Raw genomic sequence first — 19,469 nt, 5'->3', positions numbered from 1 at the left:
GCGCACAGGCGGACCGCCGGACGAGGGGCGAGCCTCGGGGTCCCGCGGCGCGGCGGCCTCAGGCCCCGGTCGCCAGGTACTGGGCGACCTGGAAGGCCATCTCCAACGACTGCTGGTGGTTGAGGCGCGGATCGACGAGCGTCTCGTACCGCGACCCGAGGGCCGCGTCGTCGAGGTTCTCCGATCCCCCGATGACCTCGGTGACGTCGTCACCGGTGAGTTCGACGTGGATGCCGCCGGGCACGGTCCCCGCGTCCTGATGGGCCTCGAAGAAGCCGCGGACCTCGTCCATGATCGTGTCGAAGCTGCGGGTCTTGTACCCCGTCGAGGAGGTGATCGTGTTGCCGTGCATCGGATCCGTCATCCACGTCACCGGGCGGCCGTCGGCCTTGGAGGCCTCGAGCAGACCCGGGAGCACCCGGCGGATCCTCTCGGCCCCCATCCTCGTGATGAAGGTCAGTCGGCCCGGATCCCCCTCGGGGTTGAGGCGGTCGATGATCCCGCGCATCTCGTCGGCGCTCGTCGTCGGCCCGAGCTTGACGCCGATGGGGTTGTGCACGCGGGCGAGCAGCTCGATGTGGGCGCCGTCGAGATCCCGCGTGCGCTCGCCGACCCACAGGAAGTGCCCCGAGCAGTCGTAGGCCAGGCCCGTGCGGGAGTCGATCCTCGTCATCGCCGACTCGTACTCGAGCAGGAGCGCCTCATGCGAGGAGTACAGGTCGACGTCGCGCAGGGAGTCGAAGTCGACGCCGGCGGCCTCGATGAACTTCACCGCCCGGTGGATCTCCTCGGCGAGGGACTCGTAGCGCGCGTACGCCGGGTTCGCCGTGAACCCGCGGTTCCAGTGGTGGACGAGGCGCAGGTCCGCGTATCCGCCCTTGGTGAAGGCCCGGATGAGGTTGAGCGTGGACGAGGCGTGGTGGTACGTGTCCATCAGCCTGGTCGGATCCGGGATTCGGGCCCGGGGCGTGAACTCGAAGGAGTTGACGGCGTCCCCGCGGTAGCTCGGCAGGGTCACGCCGTCGCGCGTCTCGACGTCGTTCGAGCGCGGCTTAGCGTATTGGCCGGCGATCCTGCCCATCTTGACGATCGGCAGGGACGCGCCGTAGGTGAGGACGACCGCCATCTGGAGGATCGTCTGGATCTTCAACCGCAGATGATCCGCGGTCGACTCGGCGAAGGTCTCCGCACAGTCCCCGCCAGTCAGGACGAAGGCCTCGCCGCGCGAGGCCGCGCCCATGAGGGCGCGCAGATCGTCGACCTCGCCGGCGAAGACGAGGGGCGGGCAGGAGCGCAGACGGGCGGTGACCTCGCGGAGGGCGGCGGGATCGGGGTAATCGGGCTGCTGCGCCGCCGGGCGCGAGCGCCACGTGTCCCACGGGGCCTCGCCCCCCGTCTCGGGGAAGTGCAGGCGCTCGGGGGCGCGGCGCCAGAGCTCGTGGTCGCCCTGCGCGCCGCGCCCCCGATGCGAAGAGGGGCTCACTTTGCGGGCCGCACTTCCTGGCCGATCTCGGCCATCATGTCGAGGAACCACTGCTGGGTGATGTCGAAGGGCTTGCCCCCGGCGATGCGCGGGAAGGCGATGGCCGACAGGCGATCGCCGTTCTCCTCGTCGTGGCCGATGACGCCGGACTCGCCCTTGAGGGCGCACTCGACGGCCAGGTCCGTCATCGACTTGATGAGGCGCAGGTCGTCGGCGTTCGCGCGCGAGGATCGCGAGAAGTATCCGGACTTCTGGACCATGACCTTCTCGGCGTCGATCTTCGAGGCGAACTGCTTGGCGAACCACTGGCCGGGGTTGATCGTGTCGAGCTTGACGTGCCCGAAGGGGTCGCGCTGGACTTCGACGCCCGCGGCCTCCATCTCGGCGATGATCTCGGGGACGCCGGCGCCCTCGGAGAGGAAGATGTTGACGTTGCCCTGCTCGTCCATGATCGTCTTGAGGCGCTCGGCCTCGGCGTCGATGTCGAGGGCCATCTCGGGCAGGAACACGGCGTGGATGTCCCAGCGCTCCTTCGACAGGCCGATCGAGGGGACCCATTCCTGGGTCTTGAGCCACTCGTGGTACTCCTTCGAGCCGGCGGCGGTCAGCCACCCGCAGTGGCGGCCCATGATCTCGTGGATGATGAGCATCCGGGGGTTCGAGCGGTGCTCGCCGATGACGTTCTGGGCGTACTCGGAGACCTCCTCGGCGGCGGTCCAGGCGCCGAGCGACTGGCGGATCGGGACGACGTCGTTGTCGATGGTCTTCGGCAGGCCGACGACCGTCAGGTGGTAGTCGTGCTCCTCGAGGTAGGCGGCCAGGTCGGCGGCCGTCGTGTTCGTGTCGTCGCCCCCGATGGTGTGGAGGACGTCGACGCCGTCCTTGCGCAGCTGCTCGGCGGCCTTCTCCAGGGGGTTCTCCCCCTCGGCGACGAGGCCGCGCTCGACGAGGTTCTTCGCGTTGGTCAGCTTGACGCGCGAGTTCCCGATGGGCGAGCCGCCGAAGCGGTGGAGGATCGCGGCCTTGCGGCGGGCCTCGTCGTCGACGACGACGAAGGTGCCCGTGAGGAGGCCGTGGTAGCCGTTCTGGTAGGCGATGATCTCGATCTCGGGGTCGATCTCGTTGTAGCGCTCGATGAGGCCTCCGACGGCGGAGGACAGACACGGGGCGAAACCGCCCGCGGTGAGCAGGGCGACGCGGCGAACCGACATGGGGAGCACCTTTCAGATGATGTCAACGGTCGAGCGGGCCGGGGCCCGCGCACAGCACTCGTCAGTCTAGCCTGCCGAACGGGGGCCTTCCGGGACCGGCCGTCCCGCGCAGGCCCCTACCGCACCGGGTCGAGCGGCTCCTCGGCGTCCGCCCCGGCGTCGTCCTCCTCGGGCGGGCCGGGTACCTCGACCTCGGGCGCGGTGCGTCCGCCGGGGGCGACGCGTCCGTTGTCGGGGACGGGGCCGTCGAAGCTGCCCTCGGCCGCGAGCCTGGCCTTGACGTCGGCGGCGTACAGGTCGACGTACTCCTGGCCCGACAGGAGCATGAGGTTGTACATGATCTCGTCGGTGATGGCGCGCAGGACGAAACGGTCCTTGTGCATCCCCTTGTAGCGGCTGAAATCGAGGGGCTCGCCGATGACCATGCCGATGTTCGTGCGCGAGGGGATCCTCTGGCCGATGGGCTGGGCGGCATGGGTCCCGATCATCGCCACGGGGATCACCGGCGCCCCCGACAGGAGGGCGAGGCGGGCCACCCCGGTCTTGCCCCGGTAGAGGCGCCCGTCGGGGCTGCGCGTCCCCTCGGGGTAGATGCCGAAGAGCTCCCCGCGCCCGAGCCTGTCGAGGCCGGCCTTGAGGGCCCCCTCCGAGGCGCGCCCCCCCGAGCGGTCGACCGGGATCGTCCCGACGGCCCTCATGAACTCCTTGGTGATCCGCCCCTTGAGCCCCGTTCCGGTGAAGTAGTCGGCCTTGCCCATGAAGACGACCTCCCGGTCGAGCATCATCGGCAGGAACACCGAATCCCATACGGCGTTGTGATTCGACGCGAGGATCGCCGGGCCGGTCGCCGGGATGTTCTCCTTGCCCCTGATCCAGGGCTTGTACGCCGCCTTGAGGACGGGACCGCCGGTCGCCTTGAGGGCCTGGTAGAACGCCACGTTCACTCCTCGGTCGAAGGGCCTGATGCAGCAATTATCATCAACTGTATGCCCCGAGCCGTCCGCCCGCCCTCCCCAAGCGCCGGATCCGGCGCGTCCGCGGACACTCGTGCGGCGATCGCTGCACAGGTGCGCATGCGCCTCGATTCCTCGCAGCCGCGGGGGCTGCAGGTCGGACTCGACGGATTGGGGACCCCCGTCGGCTCCCAGCGGTGGCTCGTCGTCGACGTCGAGACCACGGGATTGTCGTGGCGCGACTCCATCACCGAGATCGCCGCGGTCGTCTGCGACGGCCGTCGGATCGTCGACGAGTTCACGAGCCTCGTCCACCCCGGTCGCCCGATCCCCCGGCGCATCACCGAACTGACGGGCATCGACGACGGGACGGTCGCCGGAGCCGACCCGATCGGCCCCGTCCTCCGCGGGTTCCTCGCGTGGAGCGGATGGGGGGAGGAGCCCGCCGGCCCGGTCCTCGTCGCCCACAACGCCCGTTTCGATCTGGGGTTCCTCACGCGCGCGGCCCGCGCCTCGTCCCTGGCCTGGCCGCGTCCGCGAGTCGTCGACACCCTCGCCCTCTCGCGGCTCGTACTGCCGCGCCCCCTCGTCGCCGATCACCGTCTGGCGACCCTCGCCTCCCACTACGGCACCCCCGAGCCCCCGGATCACCGCGCCCTGTCCGACGCGAAGGCGACCGCCCTCGTCCTCATGGGACTCCTCGACGACCTGGGGGCTCTGGGAGTCGGCGATGCCGAGGACATCATCTCCCTGGCCCCGCCATTGCCCCGCCCATGACGAGCCCCGGGCGCCCACCGGGCGTCCGGGGCGGGGCGTCGCGCGTCAGCGGATCGACGCGAGGACCTCGGCGACCGTCTCCTGGAGCGCCAGGGGGTCGATCGGCGCGAGCACGGTGGCGGCCGCCCCGAACGAGGTCGCGAGCCACTCGTCCTGCTGGCGCGAGATCAGGAGGATGAACGGAGGCAGGTCCTCGATCGTGTTCTCCAGATCGCGGGCCACGGACATGCCGCCCTCCTTCGAGGCGTCCGCGTCGAGGATCATCAGGTCGTGGCGGCGCCCCTCGATGAGCTCGCGCACGCCGAAGGGGGTGGCCGCCTGGGTCCATTCGATCGAGGGGGAGTCCTTCGAGGCGCGGACGCCGACGCCGTCGATGACGGCCTGACGGGTATCGACGTCGTCGCTGAAGACGAGGACGCGCACTGACTGCTCGCTCACGGGTGAACTCCTCAGGGGTCGGGGCCGGATCGGCCCGTTCGTTTCCTCGCCCATTCTACGCACGAATGGGCGGCTCCCCCGAGGGAGACCGCCCATCGCGCGCCGGTCCGAGAGGGGTCAGCCCTCCGCCTTCATCACGCCGACGATGTCGATGACCCAGACGGACACCTGCGGTGCCGAGGCCCCCGACTGCGCCGGGTCGGAGGCAGGCGCCTGCGAGACCCGGGTGATGAGGATCCGGGAGCCGACGTTCTGACCGACGACTCCGCCCTGGTCGGCGGCGATGAAGAGGGGCTCGACGCCCCACGACGATTCCTGGGCGTCCTCGGCCCCGAAGGGAGAGACGACCGCCTTGTAGAGGATGTAGTCGCCCTCCTCGACGACCGGGCCCGTACCGGTGAGGATCGGGGTGACCGCGGGCTCGGCGGGCGCGATCGCACCCTCTGCGTAGGAGATCGAGGGCTCCTGCCCGGGCTCGCCGGTGACGGTGACGCCCTCGGGCAGCGCGGCTCCGGACTCGGTCGCATTCGCCGAGGCCCCCTCGTCGATCTCGACGGCGCTGGAGGTGTTGAGGATGTCGACGACGAAGACGAGCGTCGAGTTCGCGGGGATCGACCCCTGGGCGTTGGCCCCGTATCCCCACTGGGCCGGGACGACGAGCTCGACCCGGTCGCCGACGCGCTGACCGGCCAGGCCGGAGCGCCACCCCTCGATCACCTGGTTGAGGGAGAAGCCGACGGGGTTCCCGGGGGTGTCGAAGGAGGATTCGACGAGGGTGCCGTCCCACAGGGCCAGTTCGTAGTTGACGATGACGGTGTCCCCTTCGAGCACCTGCGCGCCAGAGCCCTCGTGGAGGGTCTTCGCCGCGATCTGGGTGAAGGAGTCCTTCCCTCCCGCGGCGATCTCGGGGTTCTCCCCGAATCCGCCGGTGACCTCGGGGAAGTCGCCCTTCCCGGACCGGTCGACGACGGGGGCGCCCGATTGGGCGCCGGACTGGGCGGAGGCGGTGTCGTCGGAGGAGCAGGAGCCCAATCCGACGACGAGGGACAATGCGGCGCCGATCGCGGCGACGCGGCTCAAAACAATGTTCATAGGCTCAGTGGAAGGATTCTCCGCAGGCGCACGTGTTCTGCGCGTTCGGGTTGTCGATGGTGAAGCCCTGGCGCTCGATGGTGTCGGCGAAGTCGATGCTGGCGCCGGTGAGGTAGGGCACGGACATGCGGTCGACGACGACCTCGACGCCGTCGAAGTCGCGCACCGCGTCGCCGTCGAGGAGACGGTCGTCGAAGTACAGCTGGTAGATCAGTCCGGAGCAGCCCCCCGGCTGGACGGCGATGCGCAACCGCAGGTCGTCGCGGCCCTCCTGCTCGAGCAAGCTCTTGACCTTGGCGGCCGCGGCGTCGGTGAGGAGGACCTCGTGCGCGGGCGCCGGAGCTGTGGTGTCGGACATGGCTACTCCTTAGTCCTGGTGCAGATGTACGCGTTCAGCCTACGACCCGTCAGGCCCGGGTGCCATGCGCGATCGCCCGCGACCCCGGTTGAGTGAGGAGAGCCTCAGTCGTCGGGGCCGCGTCGCGGCGAGGCGATCCAGGTCCGCGCGAGGCGCGCGCCGATGTCGAAGAGCGGCCTGGCGCCCTCGGTGGTCATCACGCCGTGGAGGCCCCATTCGGCTCGCTCGTGCGGGGACAGGGTGGAGGAGACGCCGACGGCGACGACGGGCAGTGCGCGGGCGGCGGCCGCTCCGGTCGCCGAGTCGAGGGCCGCCTCGGCAAGGTCGGGCGAGGTCAGACGGGGCTCGAGGACGATGACGAGGTCGGCCCCGTCGAGCTCGCGGGTCAGGCGCGTCTGGGAGGCGAGGAGGTCGCCTGTGGGGATGATCCGGCCGCCCAGGGCGCGGATCATCGCGGCCGCCCCTCCCCCGGCCCCGCTGCCGGGGATCCTCCCGGGGCCCGGATCTGAGGAGCCGATCACGCCCAGGGGGGCGCGCACCGGGGCGAGGCGGGAGAAGGCGCGGGTGAGGGCGGCGGTGAGCTCGCGGTCCTGGGCCGACCGGGGCCCCAGATCGACGCCGACGGCCATGACGGAGTCGAGTCCCAGGAGAGGGCGCCGGGTCGAGGCGGCGGCCACGAGGTCGCGTCCCGCGAGGACTCGTCGGCCCTCCTCGATGGCCTCGGTGAGGTCGGATTCGAGGCTCCTCCGGCGGATCTGCGCGCCGGAGAATTCCTCGAGGAATCCCAGCCCGGCGTCAACGTCGATCGAATGGCCGCCCTCGACGACCGGGGTCAGGCCGGCGTCGAGGGCGCGGCGCGCCCCCCGGGCGGCCTCGCGCGCATCGGTCGCGTGGATCGGGATGGTCAGGGGCGCCCACGGCCGGTCGGCCGCCGCGAGGGACTCGACGAAGGCGGGGCCGGGGCCGAGGGGGACGACGGCGGTCGTCGTCCCCGGTCGCGCCGCGACCGCCCCCGCGGCGACGCGCCCGAGGGCGGCCAGGGTCGACGGCTCCCGGGGGGATCCGTCGACCCAGTGGCCGGTGACGACGACGCGCGTCACAGGGAGGGCAGGCGCGTCAGGAGGAGCATCTCGGCGAGGATCGCGGCCTTGAGGTCGGGGATCGACTGGGATTCGTCCTCGGAGTGGGCGTTCGTCAGGGGGTCCTCGACGCCGGTCACGACGACTTGGGCGTCGGGGAAGAGCCTCTGGAAGTCGGAGATGAACGGGATGGATCCGCCGACGCCGATATTGACCGAGGGGGCTCCCCAGGCCTCGGTCAGAGCCTCGTGGAGGAGGGCGGTGACGGGGGAGTCGAGGTCCGCCTGATAGCCGGGGCCCGCCTCCTCGGGGGTGACCTCGACGCGGGCGCCGAAGGGGGCGTGCGCCTCGAGGTGCGCGACGAGGGCGTCCATGGCCTCTCGGGGATCCTTGCCGGGGACGGTGCGCATCGAGACCTGGAACCGGGTGTGCGGGGAGATCGTGTTCGAGGCCTCGTCGACGGGGCGGGCGTCGAATCCGATGACGCTGACCGAGGGCATCGTCCACATGCGGGCGGCCAGGTCCCCCGAGCCGACGAGCTCGACGGAGTCGAGCAGTCCCGCGGCGGCGCGAAACTCGTCCTCGGGCCAGTCGACGTCGGCGGTCGGGGTGCCCCCCAGCCCCTCGATGGCGATCCCTCCCCTGTCGTCGTACATCGAGCAGATGAGCATCGCCGCGCAGGTCACCGAGTCGAGCATCGGCCCGCCGAACATACCGGAGTGGACGGCGTGGTCGGCGACGGTGACGTCGACGGTGGCGACGCAGTTGCCGCGCAGGGAGGTGGTGACGGCGGGTTCGCCGACCTTCCAGTTGTCGGAGTCGGCGACGACAATGACGTCCGCCTTGAGCTTCTCCCCGTGCGTGGTGAGGAAGGTCGTGAACGAGGGGGAGCCAATCTCCTCCTCGCCCTCGATGAAGACGACGACGTTGACGGGCAGGTCGGCCCCCAGGGTGCGCAGGGCGCCGAGGTGGACGACGACGCCCGCGCCGTCGTCGGAGGCCCCGCGCCCGTACATGCGGTCGCCGCGGATGTCGGCGACGAAGGGGTCGGAGGACCAGCGGGACACGTCCCCGGTCGGCTGGACGTCGTGATGGGCGTACAGGAGCACGGTCGGCGCCCCTTCGACGCGCGGGGTGCGCGCGACGACGGCCGGCTTGCCCTCGACGCCCTCGGGGGTGGTGACGCGCAGGATCTCGGCCTCCAGCCCGGCCGCGGCGAAGCGGTCGCGCACGTGCTGGGCGCTGGCCTCGAGGTCGGCGGCGCGGGAGGGGTCGGAGGAGATCGACGGGAGGGCGACGAGAGCGGCGAGCTCGTCGAGGAGGGAGTCGAAGGACGCGTCGAGGCGCGCCCTCAGATCGTCGGCTGTCGGCTGGGTGGGGGTCTTTTCGCTCATGGGATCAGGGTAGTGGAAGCCGATGCGGTTATCAGGCGCGGATCGGCTAGCCTGAAGGCGTGTCGAGCACAAACAAGTCCCCCGATCAGACGGCGGCCCGAGGCAAGGGCCGACCGACCCCCACGCGCAAGCAAGCCGAGGCGCGGCGCTCCAAGCCCCTCGTGCCGGCCGATCGCAAGGAGGCCAAGCGGCTGGCGAAGGCCCGTCGCGACGAGCAGTTCCGTCGCGAGCAGGTCGCCCTGGAGACGGGCGACGAGCGTTATCTGCCGGCGCGGGACAAGGGCCGCGTGCGCCGGTTCATCCGCGACTGGGTGGACGCCCGCTGGTCCTTCAGCGAGTTCATCCTGCCGGTGATGGTCCTCTTCCTCGTCGTCATGATGGCGGTGTCCCTCGTCCCGAGCCTTCAGGGCGATGTGGCCGGCAGGGTGATGATCGTCGTGACGGGCGCCATGTACGGGCTCTTCGCGGTGTCGATCGTCGAGGGAGTCGTCGTGTGGCGGCGCCTGCGCCGCCGACTCGCCGAGCGCTACCCGGGCGACGCCATCGTGTCGGGCACCTGGTACTACTGCTTCTCGCGGATGATCATGGCGCGCCGGTGGCGCACGCCGCGCCCGCAGGTCTCCCGCGGGGAGTTCCCCGGGCGCGCCGGCGCCTGACCCTCCCGCTCCCGGCTCCTCGGCGCCCCCGGATCCGCTCCGGGGGCGCTCGTCCATCCCCAGGCGTCCGGGCGCCCCGCTCATCCACAGCCCGGGTTTCCCCGGTGGCCCCGTACCCGCGCGAACGGGATCCTCGTCGTACCCGATCTCGACGACGACGAGGAGGCATCATGACGGGAATCGCGCCCCGCCGGGCGCACGGACTGTACGGGGCCGAGGGCTGGCTGGAATCGACCGGGGTCCTCGGGCTTCTCGCCCCGCTGGTGTGCCCGGGACGCGGGTCGGACGACTACCTGAGATTCGAGGGGCTCGGGCCCCTGGAGGCCGCCGCCCTCCTCGAGGCCCTGCCCGCCGGGGCGCTCGCCGACAGGCAGAACCTCGCGCCCGACCTCGATTTCCTCCTGCGCACGACGATCGACCGGCCCGGGGTCCGCCTGTCCGGTTACCTCATCACGGCCCCGCGGCCCGACGAGAGGCTCAGCGTCGACGGGCTCTTCGCGTGCGACCCGGACGGGGACAGCGAACCGGGGGCGTACTCGGCCCCCGGCTGCGCGCAATGGGCGCAGGCCTGCGCGCTGCTCGGATGGGATCCCGCCGCCTTCTCGCCCGATGAGTTCTGGAGGCTGGGCTCCCCCGGGTCGATGGGCGCCGGCTGGTGGCTCTGGTGGGACTGACCCCCTAGGCTGGGACTCATGATCCGCAGCGCGTACACCTGGCTCTTCAACCGCCTGATCGTCCGCTCCGACCCCGAGCGCGCGCACGACCTCGGTGTGGGCGCCATCGCTGCGGCCGGCTCGTTCGCTCCGGCACGCCGGGCTCTGCGGGCGACCCTGGGCCACCTCGACGGATCCTGCGCGCCGCGCCGCGTCGTCGGCTCTCGCTCCACCCCCCTGATGATCGGTCCGCGCCGGCTGCGCGGCCGGCTCGGCCTGGCCGCCGGAATGGACAAGGACGCGGAGGCGGTCCTCGGCTTGGACGCCCTGGGCTTCGCCTTCGTCGAGGTCGGGACGATCACCCCGCGACCCCAACCGGGCAACGAGCGGCCGCGCCTGTGGCGCCTCGTCGACGAGCGGGGCATCCGCAACCGCATGGGCTTCAACAACGAGGGCGCCGGGGCCGCGGCCGTTCGCCTGCGCGATCTGCGCCGGACCCGGGCCGGTCGGGGCGCCGTCGTCGGAGCGAACATCGGGAAGAACAAGACGACCCCGGCGAACCGGGCTCCCGCCGACTACGAGTACTGCGCCCGCCTCCTGTCCCCCTGGGTGGACTTCGTCGTCGTCAACGTCTCCTCCCCCAACACCCCCGGTCTGCGCGACCTGCAGTCCGCCGACCTCCTGCGCCCGATCCTCCTGGCCGCCCGGCGGGGCTGCCTCGACGGCGCTCCCGACCGGGAGGTCCCCCTCTTCGTCAAGATCGCCCCCGACCTGTCCGACGAGGAGATCATCGAGGTCGTCGCCCTGACCCGCGAGCTCGGACTGGCCGGCGTCGTCGCCACCAACACGACCATCGATCACGATCTGGGCCCCGGCGGCGTATCGGGGGAGCCCCTGTTCGAGCGGGCACTCGAGGTCGTCCGCCTCGTCGCCCTTCACCTGGCCGACGAGCAGCTCCTCATCGGTACCGGGGGGATCTCGACGCCCCGGGATGCCCAGCGGATGCTCGACGCCGGCGCCGATCTCGTCGAGGGGTTCTCCGCCTTCATCTACCAGGGGCCCTCCTGGCCCGGAGAGGTCAATCGGGCGCTGGCCCGCCGCTGACAATGATCATCCACCTCGACTCCCCCGACCTGGCCGCCGACCCGCGCCTGAACGACTACACGCGCCTGAAAGACGTCGCCCTGCGCTCGCGCATCGAGCCCGAGCGCGGCCTCTACATGGCCGAATCGACGAATGTCATCATGCGCGCTCTGCAGGTCGGCCACGCCCCCCGGTCCTTCCTCATGTCCCCCAAGTGGCTCCCGGGCCTCGCCGGCCTCATCGCCGGGGCGACGGGGTCGCCCGACGGCGGCGACGTCCCGATCTTCATGGCCGATGAGCCGCTCCTCGAGCAGATCGCCGGATTCCACCTCCACCGCGGGGCCCTGGCCGCCATGGAGAGGCCCGAACTGCCGCCTGTCGGCGGACTCCTCGCGACCGCGCGCCATGGAGCCCCCGCCCGCAGGGTCGTCGTCCTCGAGGACCTCGTCGACCACACGAACGTCGGCGCCGCCTTCCGTTCGGCGGCGGCCCTGGGCGTCGACGCCGTCCTCGTCACCCCCCGGTGCGCCGATCCCCTGTACCGCCGATCCGTGCGGGTCTCGATGGGCACCGTCTTCCAGGTGCCGTGGACGCGCCTGAGCCGATGGCCCGCCATGGACGAGCTCCACGATGCGGGCTTCACGGTCGCCGCCCTCGCCCTCTCCGACGACTCGATCGGCCTCGACGACTTCGCCGCCTCGCCGGCGTGCACGGATCCGACGGGGCGCCTCGCCCTCGTCATGGGAACCGAGGGGGACGGCCTGGGGCGGCGCACCATCGCCTCCGCCGACGTCGTCGTGCGCATCCCCATGGCCGGCGGCGTCGACTCCCTCAACGTGGCGGCGGCATCGGCGGTCGCTTTCTGGGCGACGCGAGTCACCGAGGATTGAGCGCGGGGGCCCACCGAGGAATCGAGGGGACGAGTCGTCGCAGCCTCCGCCCCCGTCGTCAGGGGACGGGCGGCGCGTCCGGCCCCGTCGTCAGGGGACGGGCGGCGCGTCCGGCCCCGGATCCGCCGCCGGCTCCTCGTCGGAGGGGACGGGGAGCACACGCAGGAGGACCACCGACGCCACCAGTCCTCCCCACACGAGGAGGATCGTCACCGTCATCATCACGATCGCCATGGCGCTCATCGGTCGGCCTCCTCGGGGTCGGCGGCGGGAAGGGGACGGGCGCCGCCGTCCTCCTCGGAGTCGAGAAGATGGGAGAGGGTCTGGGCCGATACCGGCCGGTGTCTCCACGGGATCAGCGTCAGGACGAGCGCGGCCACCAGAGCGAAGGCAACCGCGCCCCACCCGAAGAGGCCGATGAACGTCGTCGGATACCCCCCGTATCCCTCGACGACGTAGCCGACGATCGCGGAGAACGCCATGACGGCGAGGACCAGCGGAATGGCCAGGCCGATGAGCCAGTCCCACACCGGCGGCACCTTCACCGACGACACCGAGTTCACATGGGCGCGCAGGCCCTTGAGCCTCGGTCCGGCGACCGCCGCCAGGATGGCCATCGAGATCGCCGATCCGACGACGCCGATGTTGTTGATGAACGTGTCGATGATGTCGAGGGTGTTGAGCCCCGACCTGGTGCCGAACAGGGCCACCGAGACCGCCGTCGCCGGGACGCCGAAGGCGAGGGCGGCCCGGGCCGGGGACATGCCGAACTTGTCCTGGAGGCCGCCGGAGACGACCTGGAGCAGCGACAGGAGCGACGTGACGCCGGCCAGGACGAGGGAGCCGAAGAAGAGGACGCCGAAGATCGCTCCTCCGGGCATCATCGAGATGATCTGCGGGAAGGTGACGAAGGACAGGATCGGACCGGTCAGGCCCTCGAGCTCGGAGAGCGCGACGTCCTGCTTGGCGGCCATGAACCCCAGGGCGGAGAAGACGCCGATACCGGCGAGGATCTCGAAGGACGAGTTCGCGAAGCCCGCGACGAGGGACGTGCCCGTCAGATTCGACTTCGGCTTGAGATAGGACGCGTAGGTCAGCATGATGCCGAATCCCACCGACAGCGAGAAGAAGATCTGCGCGAACGCCGAGAGCCACACGTGCGGGTCCGCCAACGACTCCCACTTGGGGGTGAAGAACTCGTTGAGGCCGTCGATCGCCCCGGGCAGGAAAAGGGCGCGGACCACCATGATGAGGAAGAGGACGACGAGGAGGGGCAGGAAGATCCGGTTCGCCGCCTCGACCCCCTTGCTCAGGCCCCGCCCGACGATCAGGAGGACGAACACCCACAGGAGGGCCAGGGGGACGGCGACGGCGGCCACGGGCTCCCAGGAGAACGTCTCGGAGTCGACGACCCGGAGGAACTCGCCGGTGAAGAAGCCGAGCGGGTCGTCGCCCCAGGCCTGGGTCACCGAGTAGATCGTGTACTGCGCGCCCCAGGCGACGACGGCGCCGTAGTAGACGAGGATGACGAAGCACACGAGCACCTGGAACCAGCCGATGAACTCCCCCTGGGCCCGCAGGCGGCGCAGGGCCCACGGCGGGGACCCCCGGAACTTGTGCCCCAGCGAGTAGTCGAGCCACAGCATCGGGATGCCGACCGCGACGAGGGCGACGAGATAGGGCACGAGGAAAGCGCCGCCGCCGTTGGCGTAGGCGACGCCGGGGAAGCGCCAGATGTTGCCCAGGCCGATGGCCGAGCCGATGGCCGCGAGGAGGAAGCCGGTCTGGCCGCTCCAGGTGTCTTTGCGCGCGGGCTGGAGCCCGGCGCCGGTCGGTGTCGTCGTCATAGGGGTGTTCTCCTCTGCAAGATTCCCGCTCAGGGTAGGCAAGCCGACGAGGGGTGGGACGACTCGTCTCATTCTTCGTGCATGCGAGGGAGGACCGCGTCGGGAGAACTCCTCAGGCGGCGCCCAGCGCGTGGAAGACGCCCGCGATGAGCACCGTCATCGGCAAGGAGGCCAGAGTCGTCACGAGGACCGTCCCCTGGGCGATCGACTCGCCCGTCCCGGCCCGCTGGGCGGCGATGAACGCGTTCTGAGCGGTCGGCAGCCCGGCCATGACCGTCACCGCCAGGAGGCCGCCGCCGCGCATCCCCAGGGTCCAGCCGATAGCGCACGCGATCATCGGCTGAACGACGAGCTTCGAGGCGCTCGCCCACGCGACCGGCCACGCCGTCAGCCTACGGGCGCGGCTCCGCCCCCGCCGCCCCGTCCGACTCCCGGGATCTCAGCGCCAGGAGGCGACGACCTCGTCGACCCGCGTCAGAGCCGAGGCGATCGCCATATGCATGTCGAGGTACTGGTAGGAGCCCAGGCGCCCCCCGAAGAGGACTCGGTCCTCCCCCGCGGCCAGGTCCCGGTAGCGGGCGAGCCTCGCCCGGTCGTCGGGGCCCGACACCGGGTAGTAGGGCTCGTCGTCCCCGGCGGCGAACCGTGAGTACTCGCGCATGATCACCGTGTTCGTCGCCCCCACGCGGTCGCGCTCGGGGTGAAGGTGCTGGAACTCGTGGATGCGCGTGTACGGCACGGACTCGTCGGAGTAGTTCATCACCGAGCATCCCTGGTAGTCCGGGGTGTCGACGACCTCCGTCTCGAAGTCGAGGGTCCGCCACTGCAGGCGCCCCTCGCAGTAGTCGAAATACCGGTCGACGGGACCGGTGTAGACGACCGGTACCTGCCCGACCGCCGCCCCCTTCGCATAGGGCTGGGAGTCGTCGAAGAAATCGACTCCGGTGAAGACGCTGATCCTGCGGTGGTCGACCATCCTGTCGATCCAGGCGCCGTAGCCGTCGACGGGCAGCCCCTCGTGGGTGTCGCGGAAGTAGCGGTTGTCGTAGGTCAGGCGCACCGGCAGGCGCGAGATGATCGCCGGGTCGAGGAGCGTCGGGTCGGTCTGCCACTGCTTGGCCGTGTAGCCCCGGATGAAGGCCTCGTACAGGGGGCGGCCGATGAGGCTGATCGCCTTCTCCTCGAGGTTCTCCGGTTCCTTGCCCCCCAGCTCCGCGGCCTGCTCGGCGACGAGGGCGCGCGCCTCGTCCGGCCCGTAGGCGGCCCGGAAGAACTGGTTGATCGTCCCCAGATTGATCGGCAGCGGGTAGACCTCCCCGCCTCGATTGGCGTACACGCGGTGCTCGTAGCGGTTGAACGAGGTGAAACGGGTGACGAAGTCCCACACGCGCTCGTTCGACGTGTGAAAGAGATGGGTCCCGTAGCGGTGGACCTCGACCCCGGTATCCGGGTCGATCGACGAGTAGGCGTTGCCGCCGATGTGGTCGCGCCTCTCGATGACGGCGACGTCCATCCCCAGGTCCTCCGCCGCCCTCCGGGCGACGGTGAGGCCGAAGAAACCCGAGCCGACGACGAGCAGATCCACGGGCTGTCCTTCCACGAACGGGATTGTCTCGAACAGCGTAGCCCACGCCCCGACGCCTCAACGGCCCACCGCGTCCGCGCACGACCCGCCTCGGGGCGCGCGAGTCGGCAGGCCGATAGACTCTGGAGGACGTCGATCAGCGGCCGGTCCCAGGAAAGGAGGACGGATGATCCGCATCGCGATCGTTGAGGACGAGCCGGTCAGCCGCAAGCTCCTCACGGACTACCTCGCCCGCTACGAGCGGGAGCACTGCGAGTCATTCGACGTCGCCGTCTTCGACGACGGGGCGACGATCACCCGCACCTACCGACCCCGGTACGACATCATCCTCATGGACATCCAGATGGAGCGCATGGACGGGATGACCGCCGCCAAGCACATCCGCTCGATCGACGACCAGGTTGTCCTCGTGTTCATCACCTCATCGCCCCAGTTCGCCATCAAGGGGTACGAGGTCAACGCGATCTCCTACCTGCTCAAACCCCTGCCGTGGTTCGCCTTCGAGCAGGAGCTCACCCGGTCGATCACGACCGTCCGCAAGCGACAGGGCGCCTCCCTCATGCTCCAGACCGGAGGGGAGGTCGTGCGACTGGGCGTCGAGGACGTCACCTACATCGAATCGATCAAGCACCGTCTCGAAGTCCACACCGTCGACCAGTCGTACTCGATCGTCGGCACCCTCAAAGACATGGAGGCCCAGCTCGAGGGGCGCGACTTCTTCCGGTCCAACTCGTGCTACCTCGTCAACCTCGCCCACGTCCAGGGCGTCCACGACCAGTCGTGCGTCGTCACCGGCGGCGACGAGCTGAGGATCTCTCGGCCCCGCAAGAAGCCGTTCATGGCCGCCCTCACCCAGTACGCCGGCGGCGTCCGCTGATGTTCGAGCCCCTGCCCGACATCCCCCGCCTCTACACGGCCCTGGCCGAGGCCGGGGCGTGCCTGACGTACATGTCCCTCCTGCGCCGCCAGGTGCCCGCGTGGCGCCTGGCCTCGGGGGCGCTCGTCGGCTTCCCGGTCCTCATCGTCTGCCAGCTCGTCGCCGGCGCCCTGCCCGTGTCCCTGTGGCTTGCGGGAATGGTGTCGGCCGTGGCCCTCATGGGGGCGACGATCCGTCTGGGCACCGGCATCTCCCTCGTCGAGGCCGCGCACCTGACCTTCAGGGCCTTCATTCTCGCCGAGCTCGCCGCCTCCCTCGTCTGGCAGCTCCTCGTCTACTTCTCCCCCGCTCCCCCGCGGATCAGCGCCGGCCCCCTCCTGGGCGTGTGCGTCCTCTACGCCGTGTTCTTCTGCCTGGCCCGGGCCCTCGAACGACGCAACATCCCCGCCGACGAGCCCCTCGTCCTCGACCACTCCGACCTGTGGCTGGGGGCGACGATCACCGTCATCACCTTCGCCATGTCGAACCTCAGCTTCGTGTCGACCTCGACCCCGTTCTCCGGGCGCCTCGGCCCGGAGATCTTCTACATCCGCACCCTCGTCGACCTGTGCGGCTACGCCGCCCTCTACGCCCAGCAGGAGCGCATCGTCCAGATCCGCACGGCCGCCGAGCTCGCCTCCATCGAGGCCCGCCTCGAATCCCAACACAGCCAGTACCTCCAATCGAAGACCGACATCGAGGCCATCGGACGCGCCCACCACGACCTCAAGCACCAGATCGCACTCCTGCGCTCCCAGATCGACCCGCAGGCGCGGGAGGCCGGATTCGACGAGATCGACCGGCAGATGGCGGCTTTGGGGCAGCGCTACCACAGCGGCAACCCCGTCCTCGACGTCCTCCTGACCTCGAAGGGGAGGATCTGCGCGGCCGAGGGGATCGACTTCACCGTCATCGCCGACGGCTCGCTCCTGTCGGGGATGACGTCGATGGACATCGCCACGCTCTTCGGCAACGCCCTCGATAACGCGATCGAGGCGAGCCGCCGCGTCGCCGACACCTCCCACCGGATCATCAAGGTCATGCTGACCGGCCGCGGCCAGATGGCCGTGATCCGCATCGAGAACTGGTTCGTCGGCGACCTCGACGCCTCCCCCGACGGAACGCTCCGGACGATGAAGTCCGACCGCGATCACCACGGGTACGGCGTCAAATCGATCCGCTGGACGGCCCGCAAGTACGGGGGCGAGGCGACGACCTCCGCCGAGGGCAACTGGTTCGCCCTGACGGTGCTCCTGCCGCGAGCCCCGCAGGAGGCCGTCCCCGACGCGATCAGTTGAAGCCCAGCACGGCCCGGGCGACCGCGTACCCCGAGCGGATCACCCCCGGCCTCGCGCGACGCGTGATCCGCGCCAGGACGCCGGACTCGACATCCGCCGCGACCCTGGGCGCCGTCGCCTCGGCGTCGCGCCAAATGCGGTTCTTCAGGGCCAGGTGCTCGTCCGTGCCCGACAACTGGGCCATGACCGCGGTGACGACGAAGTTGATCCGCAGGTAGTGGACCATGTAGCGGTACAGGTTCGCGGGGACCTCCCCCCGGTTCGGCATGGCCGCGACCATCCCCTTGTTGACGCGCTCGAGCTGGTCGAGCCGGGTGATCATCACCTTCTCGTTGACGGACTGGTCGTCGCGCCCGATGAAATAGCGGTACAGATCGACGTCGAGATAGCGGATCGTGCGCACCAGGGGGATCGGCGCGAACGAGTAGAGGTAGTCGACGTAGAACGTGTGCTCGGGCAGGACCAGTCCCGAGGCCCGCACGAGCTCGGTGCGCATCGTCAGCGCGTGCATCATCAGGTACTGGTCGACTCGGCACCGGCGCATCTCGTCCCACCCGACGGTCCGGCCCTGCGGGAGGACGTTGCGGTAGCGGATGACGGCCTTGTGGGCCTTGCCCTGCTTCTCGTAGACGTAGTTCGTCACGAGCAGGTCGAGGTCCCGGCCGGCGTCCCGCTCGGAGCGCAAGAGGTCGAGGACCCGGGTCATAGCGGCCCGGTCGACCCAGTCGTCGGAGTCGACGACCCGGATGTGGGTGCCGGAGGCCGCCGCGATCCCGGCGTTGACCGCGCCCCCGTGCCCCTTGTTCTCCTGGTGGATCGCGCGCACGCACGTCGGGTGGCGATCCGCCCAGTCGTCGGCGACGGCGGCGGTGGCGTCCGTCGACCCGTCGTCGACGATGACGACCTCGACCTCGTCGCCGTATCCGACGAGGGTCGCCATCGCCCGGTCGAGATAGGCCTCGGAGTTGTAGGAGGGGACGACGACGGTCAGGAGCGGCGATTGCTCGGGCATGGGTTCCTCGTTCGTGGAGCGCAATGAATCACCCCTATGGTGCCCCATCGGGGTCCGCGGGGGTGGGAGGCGCGCAAAGGCGCCGGTTGCGTCGGCCCTCGGCGAGGGTCCAGCCGGGGACTCACGCCGCCGGCGCCGCCTCGGGGACCTGCTTGAAGATCACCTTGAAGATCGGGAAGAACACCCAGAAGGAGATCGCGGCGTTGATGATCATCGTGACGACATCGGCGACGGCCTCGCCGGTCCCGGCCCCCAGCGCCCCCTTGCACCACGCGTAGATCGGCTCCTTGTAGAGGACCTGCAGGGCCGCGGCGACGACGGTGATGACGACGTAGGCGAGCGCGTACCAGAAGGCGGCCCGCCCGATCGACGAGTTCGACTTGAAGGTGATGGTGCGCTGGGCGAAGAAGTTGATGACCTGGGCGATGAGGAGGGTGATCTGGACGGCGAGGAAGTAGGCCAGGCCCCCGCCCGACCCGTCGGGCGAGATCGCGCCGGCCGCGTAGTCGAAGAGGTAGACGGTCTCCCCGTTGGACGAGCCGATCGGGAGGAACTGGAACGCGGCGTCCTGGAGCGACGTGAAGGAGAAGACCCACCGGAACACGGGCATGAGGACGAGCTGCAGGAGCGTCACGCCGTTCGACAGGACGAAGAAGACGATGAATTGCGAGGTCGTCTCGTGCTTACGGGAGAACGTCCCCCACCAGTTCCTCATCGCGTCCATCGTCGTCCCTCTCTTGTTCG

21 protein-coding genes are annotated in these 19,469 nt (G+C 70.3%); 7 read left to right on the top strand and 14 right to left on the bottom strand.

The window, feature by feature from the left end; genetic code table 11:
• Positions 1 to 58: 58 nt before the first annotated feature.
• From M3T53_RS04310 to M3T53_RS04300, 3 genes are all read right to left on the bottom strand, one after another.
• On the bottom strand, positions 59 to 1,483 hold the full coding sequence (locus M3T53_RS04310; RefSeq protein ID WP_272433221.1) for a class II 3-deoxy-7-phosphoheptulonate synthase: 1,425 nt from the start codon (positions 1,481 to 1,483) through the stop codon (positions 59 to 61).
• Entirely contained in the window at positions 1,480 to 2,694 is a 1,215-nt protein-coding gene (locus M3T53_RS04305; RefSeq protein WP_272433220.1) for a pyrophosphate--fructose-6-phosphate 1-phosphotransferase, read from the bottom strand. Before M3T53_RS04305 ends, M3T53_RS04310 begins: the two co-directional genes overlap by 4 nt.
• 116 nt (positions 2,695 to 2,810) lie before the next feature.
• Entirely contained in the window at positions 2,811 to 3,632 is an 822-nt protein-coding gene (locus tag M3T53_RS04300; RefSeq protein ID WP_272433219.1) for a lysophospholipid acyltransferase family protein, read from the bottom strand.
• A 135-nt stretch (positions 3,633 to 3,767) separates the two neighbouring features.
• Between M3T53_RS04300 and M3T53_RS04295 the strand changes: the two genes are divergently transcribed.
• Positions 3,768 to 4,424 carry a 3'-5' exonuclease gene (locus M3T53_RS04295; RefSeq protein ID WP_272433218.1) on the top strand — a complete coding sequence of 219 codons (657 nt, stop codon included), beginning with the start codon at positions 3,768 to 3,770 and terminating at the stop codon, positions 4,422 to 4,424.
• 45 nt (positions 4,425 to 4,469) lie between these two features.
• On the opposite strand, the gene M3T53_RS04290 is transcribed toward M3T53_RS04295, so the two are convergent.
• From M3T53_RS04290 to M3T53_RS04270, 5 genes are all read right to left on the bottom strand, one after another.
• Positions 4,470 to 4,862: a hypothetical protein gene (locus tag M3T53_RS04290; protein WP_272433217.1), complete on the bottom strand. Its 393-nt coding sequence runs from the start codon at positions 4,860 to 4,862 to the stop codon at positions 4,470 to 4,472.
• A gap of 117 nt (positions 4,863 to 4,979) precedes the next feature.
• Entirely contained in the window at positions 4,980 to 5,954 is a 975-nt protein-coding gene (locus M3T53_RS04285; RefSeq protein ID WP_272433216.1) for an FKBP-type peptidyl-prolyl cis-trans isomerase, read from the bottom strand.
• Between the two features lie 4 nt (positions 5,955 to 5,958).
• Entirely contained in the window at positions 5,959 to 6,312 is a 354-nt protein-coding gene (gene erpA / locus M3T53_RS04280; protein WP_272433215.1) for an iron-sulfur cluster insertion protein ErpA, read from the bottom strand.
• A 104-nt stretch (positions 6,313 to 6,416) separates the two neighbouring features.
• Positions 6,417 to 7,412 carry a glycerate kinase gene (locus M3T53_RS04275; RefSeq protein WP_272433214.1) on the bottom strand — a complete coding sequence of 332 codons (996 nt, stop codon included), beginning with the start codon at positions 7,410 to 7,412 and terminating at the stop codon, positions 6,417 to 6,419.
• The gene (locus M3T53_RS04270) at positions 7,409 to 8,785 is read right to left on the bottom strand and encodes a dipeptidase (RefSeq protein WP_272433213.1); all 1,377 of its coding nucleotides are present in this window, start codon (positions 8,783 to 8,785) and stop codon (positions 7,409 to 7,411) included. Before M3T53_RS04270 ends, M3T53_RS04275 begins: the two co-directional genes overlap by 4 nt.
• A 59-nt stretch (positions 8,786 to 8,844) precedes the next feature.
• Here M3T53_RS04270 and M3T53_RS04265 point away from each other — a divergent pair, with 59 nt between their 5' ends.
• From M3T53_RS04265 to M3T53_RS04250, 4 genes are all read left to right on the top strand, one after another.
• Positions 8,845 to 9,441, top strand: coding sequence for a DUF3043 domain-containing protein (locus tag M3T53_RS04265; protein ID WP_272433212.1), 597 nt, complete (start codon positions 8,845 to 8,847; stop codon positions 9,439 to 9,441).
• Positions 9,442 to 9,611: 170 nt separating this feature from the next.
• Positions 9,612 to 10,115, top strand: a complete 504-nt coding sequence (locus M3T53_RS04260) for a hypothetical protein (protein WP_272433211.1) — start codon at positions 9,612 to 9,614, stop codon at positions 10,113 to 10,115.
• A gap of 18 nt (positions 10,116 to 10,133) precedes the next feature.
• A complete protein-coding gene (locus tag M3T53_RS04255; protein WP_272433210.1) occupies positions 10,134 to 11,198 on the top strand; it encodes a quinone-dependent dihydroorotate dehydrogenase in 1,065 nt (354 codons plus the stop codon).
• A 2-nt stretch (positions 11,199 to 11,200) separates the two neighbouring features.
• The gene (locus M3T53_RS04250) at positions 11,201 to 12,067 is read left to right on the top strand and encodes a TrmH family RNA methyltransferase (protein WP_272433209.1); all 867 of its coding nucleotides are present in this window, start codon (positions 11,201 to 11,203) and stop codon (positions 12,065 to 12,067) included.
• Between the two features lie 90 nt (positions 12,068 to 12,157).
• Here the strand turns inward: M3T53_RS04250 and M3T53_RS04245 are convergent, their stop codons facing one another.
• The 4 genes from M3T53_RS04245 to glf all read right to left on the bottom strand — a co-directional run bounded on the left by M3T53_RS04245 (position 12,158) and on the right by glf (position 15,499).
• Positions 12,158 to 12,310: a methionine/alanine import family NSS transporter small subunit gene (locus M3T53_RS04245; protein WP_272433208.1), complete on the bottom strand. Its 153-nt coding sequence runs from the start codon at positions 12,308 to 12,310 to the stop codon at positions 12,158 to 12,160.
• Positions 12,307 to 13,914 (bottom strand): sodium-dependent transporter, encoded by a 1,608-nt coding sequence (locus M3T53_RS04240; RefSeq protein WP_272433207.1) that lies wholly within the window; start codon positions 13,912 to 13,914, stop codon positions 12,307 to 12,309. Before M3T53_RS04240 ends, M3T53_RS04245 begins: the two co-directional genes overlap by 4 nt.
• Before the next feature lie 112 nt (positions 13,915 to 14,026).
• Entirely contained in the window at positions 14,027 to 14,305 is a 279-nt protein-coding gene (locus tag M3T53_RS04235; RefSeq protein ID WP_272433309.1) for an AEC family transporter, read from the bottom strand.
• Between the two features lie 48 nt (positions 14,306 to 14,353).
• Entirely contained in the window at positions 14,354 to 15,499 is a 1,146-nt protein-coding gene (glf, locus tag M3T53_RS04230) for a UDP-galactopyranose mutase (protein WP_272433307.1), read from the bottom strand.
• 166 nt (positions 15,500 to 15,665) lie between these two features.
• Between glf and M3T53_RS04225 the strand changes: the two genes are divergently transcribed.
• Both M3T53_RS04225 and M3T53_RS04220 read left to right on the top strand, forming a co-directional pair.
• Positions 15,666 to 16,376: a LytR/AlgR family response regulator transcription factor gene (locus M3T53_RS04225; RefSeq protein ID WP_272433206.1), complete on the top strand. Its 711-nt coding sequence runs from the start codon at positions 15,666 to 15,668 to the stop codon at positions 16,374 to 16,376.
• Positions 16,376 to 17,713: an ATP-binding protein gene (locus M3T53_RS04220; RefSeq protein ID WP_272433205.1), complete on the top strand. Its 1,338-nt coding sequence runs from the start codon at positions 16,376 to 16,378 to the stop codon at positions 17,711 to 17,713. Before M3T53_RS04225 ends, M3T53_RS04220 begins: the two co-directional genes overlap by 1 nt.
• Here M3T53_RS04220 and M3T53_RS04215 read toward each other — a convergent pair.
• On the bottom strand, positions 17,706 to 18,725 hold the full coding sequence (locus M3T53_RS04215) for a glycosyltransferase family 2 protein (protein ID WP_272433204.1): 1,020 nt from the start codon (positions 18,723 to 18,725) through the stop codon (positions 17,706 to 17,708). The genes M3T53_RS04220 and M3T53_RS04215 overlap by 8 nt on opposite strands.
• Positions 18,726 to 18,846: 121 nt before the next feature.
• The gene (locus tag M3T53_RS04210) at positions 18,847 to 19,440 is read right to left on the bottom strand and encodes a hypothetical protein (protein ID WP_272433203.1); all 594 of its coding nucleotides are present in this window, start codon (positions 19,438 to 19,440) and stop codon (positions 18,847 to 18,849) included.
• Between the last annotated feature and the right edge of the window lie 29 nt (positions 19,441 to 19,469).

It is taken from the genome of Actinomyces sp. B33 (assembly GCF_028437565.1).
Taxonomy (GTDB): Bacteria; Actinomycetota; Actinomycetes; order Actinomycetales; family Actinomycetaceae; genus Pauljensenia.
Note: the sequence above shows the minus strand (reverse complement) of the source record. Positions and strands in the feature narration are given on the sequence as shown.

Excerpts from the sequence above, each read along its gene's own strand:
- M3T53_RS04305 (WP_272433220.1), bottom strand. The coding sequence starts at position 2,694 with ATGTCGGTTCGCCGCGTCGCCCTGCTCACCGCGGGCGGTTTCGCCCCG.
- M3T53_RS04295 (WP_272433218.1), top strand. The coding sequence starts at position 3,768 with ATGCGCCTCGATTCCTCGCAGCCGCGGGGGCTGCAGGTCGGACTCGAC.
- M3T53_RS04285 (WP_272433216.1), bottom strand. The coding sequence starts at position 5,954 with ATGAACATTGTTTTGAGCCGCGTCGCCGCGATCGGCGCCGCATTGTCC.
- erpA (WP_272433215.1), bottom strand. The coding sequence starts at position 6,312 with ATGTCCGACACCACAGCTCCGGCGCCCGCGCACGAGGTCCTCCTCACC.
- M3T53_RS04270 (WP_272433213.1), bottom strand. The coding sequence starts at position 8,785 with ATGAGCGAAAAGACCCCCACCCAGCCGACAGCCGACGATCTGAGGGCG.
- M3T53_RS04260 (WP_272433211.1), top strand. The coding sequence starts at position 9,612 with ATGACGGGAATCGCGCCCCGCCGGGCGCACGGACTGTACGGGGCCGAG.
- M3T53_RS04255 (WP_272433210.1), top strand. The coding sequence starts at position 10,134 with ATGATCCGCAGCGCGTACACCTGGCTCTTCAACCGCCTGATCGTCCGC.
- M3T53_RS04250 (WP_272433209.1), top strand. The coding sequence starts at position 11,201 with ATGATCATCCACCTCGACTCCCCCGACCTGGCCGCCGACCCGCGCCTG.
- M3T53_RS04245 (WP_272433208.1), bottom strand. The coding sequence starts at position 12,310 with ATGAGCGCCATGGCGATCGTGATGATGACGGTGACGATCCTCCTCGTG.
- M3T53_RS04240 (WP_272433207.1), bottom strand. The coding sequence starts at position 13,914 with ATGACGACGACACCGACCGGCGCCGGGCTCCAGCCCGCGCGCAAAGAC.
- M3T53_RS04225 (WP_272433206.1), top strand. The coding sequence starts at position 15,666 with ATGATCCGCATCGCGATCGTTGAGGACGAGCCGGTCAGCCGCAAGCTC.
- M3T53_RS04220 (WP_272433205.1), top strand. The coding sequence starts at position 16,376 with ATGTTCGAGCCCCTGCCCGACATCCCCCGCCTCTACACGGCCCTGGCC.
- M3T53_RS04215 (WP_272433204.1), bottom strand. The coding sequence starts at position 18,725 with ATGCCCGAGCAATCGCCGCTCCTGACCGTCGTCGTCCCCTCCTACAAC.
- M3T53_RS04210 (WP_272433203.1), bottom strand. The coding sequence starts at position 19,440 with ATGAGGAACTGGTGGGGGACGTTCTCCCGTAAGCACGAGACGACCTCG.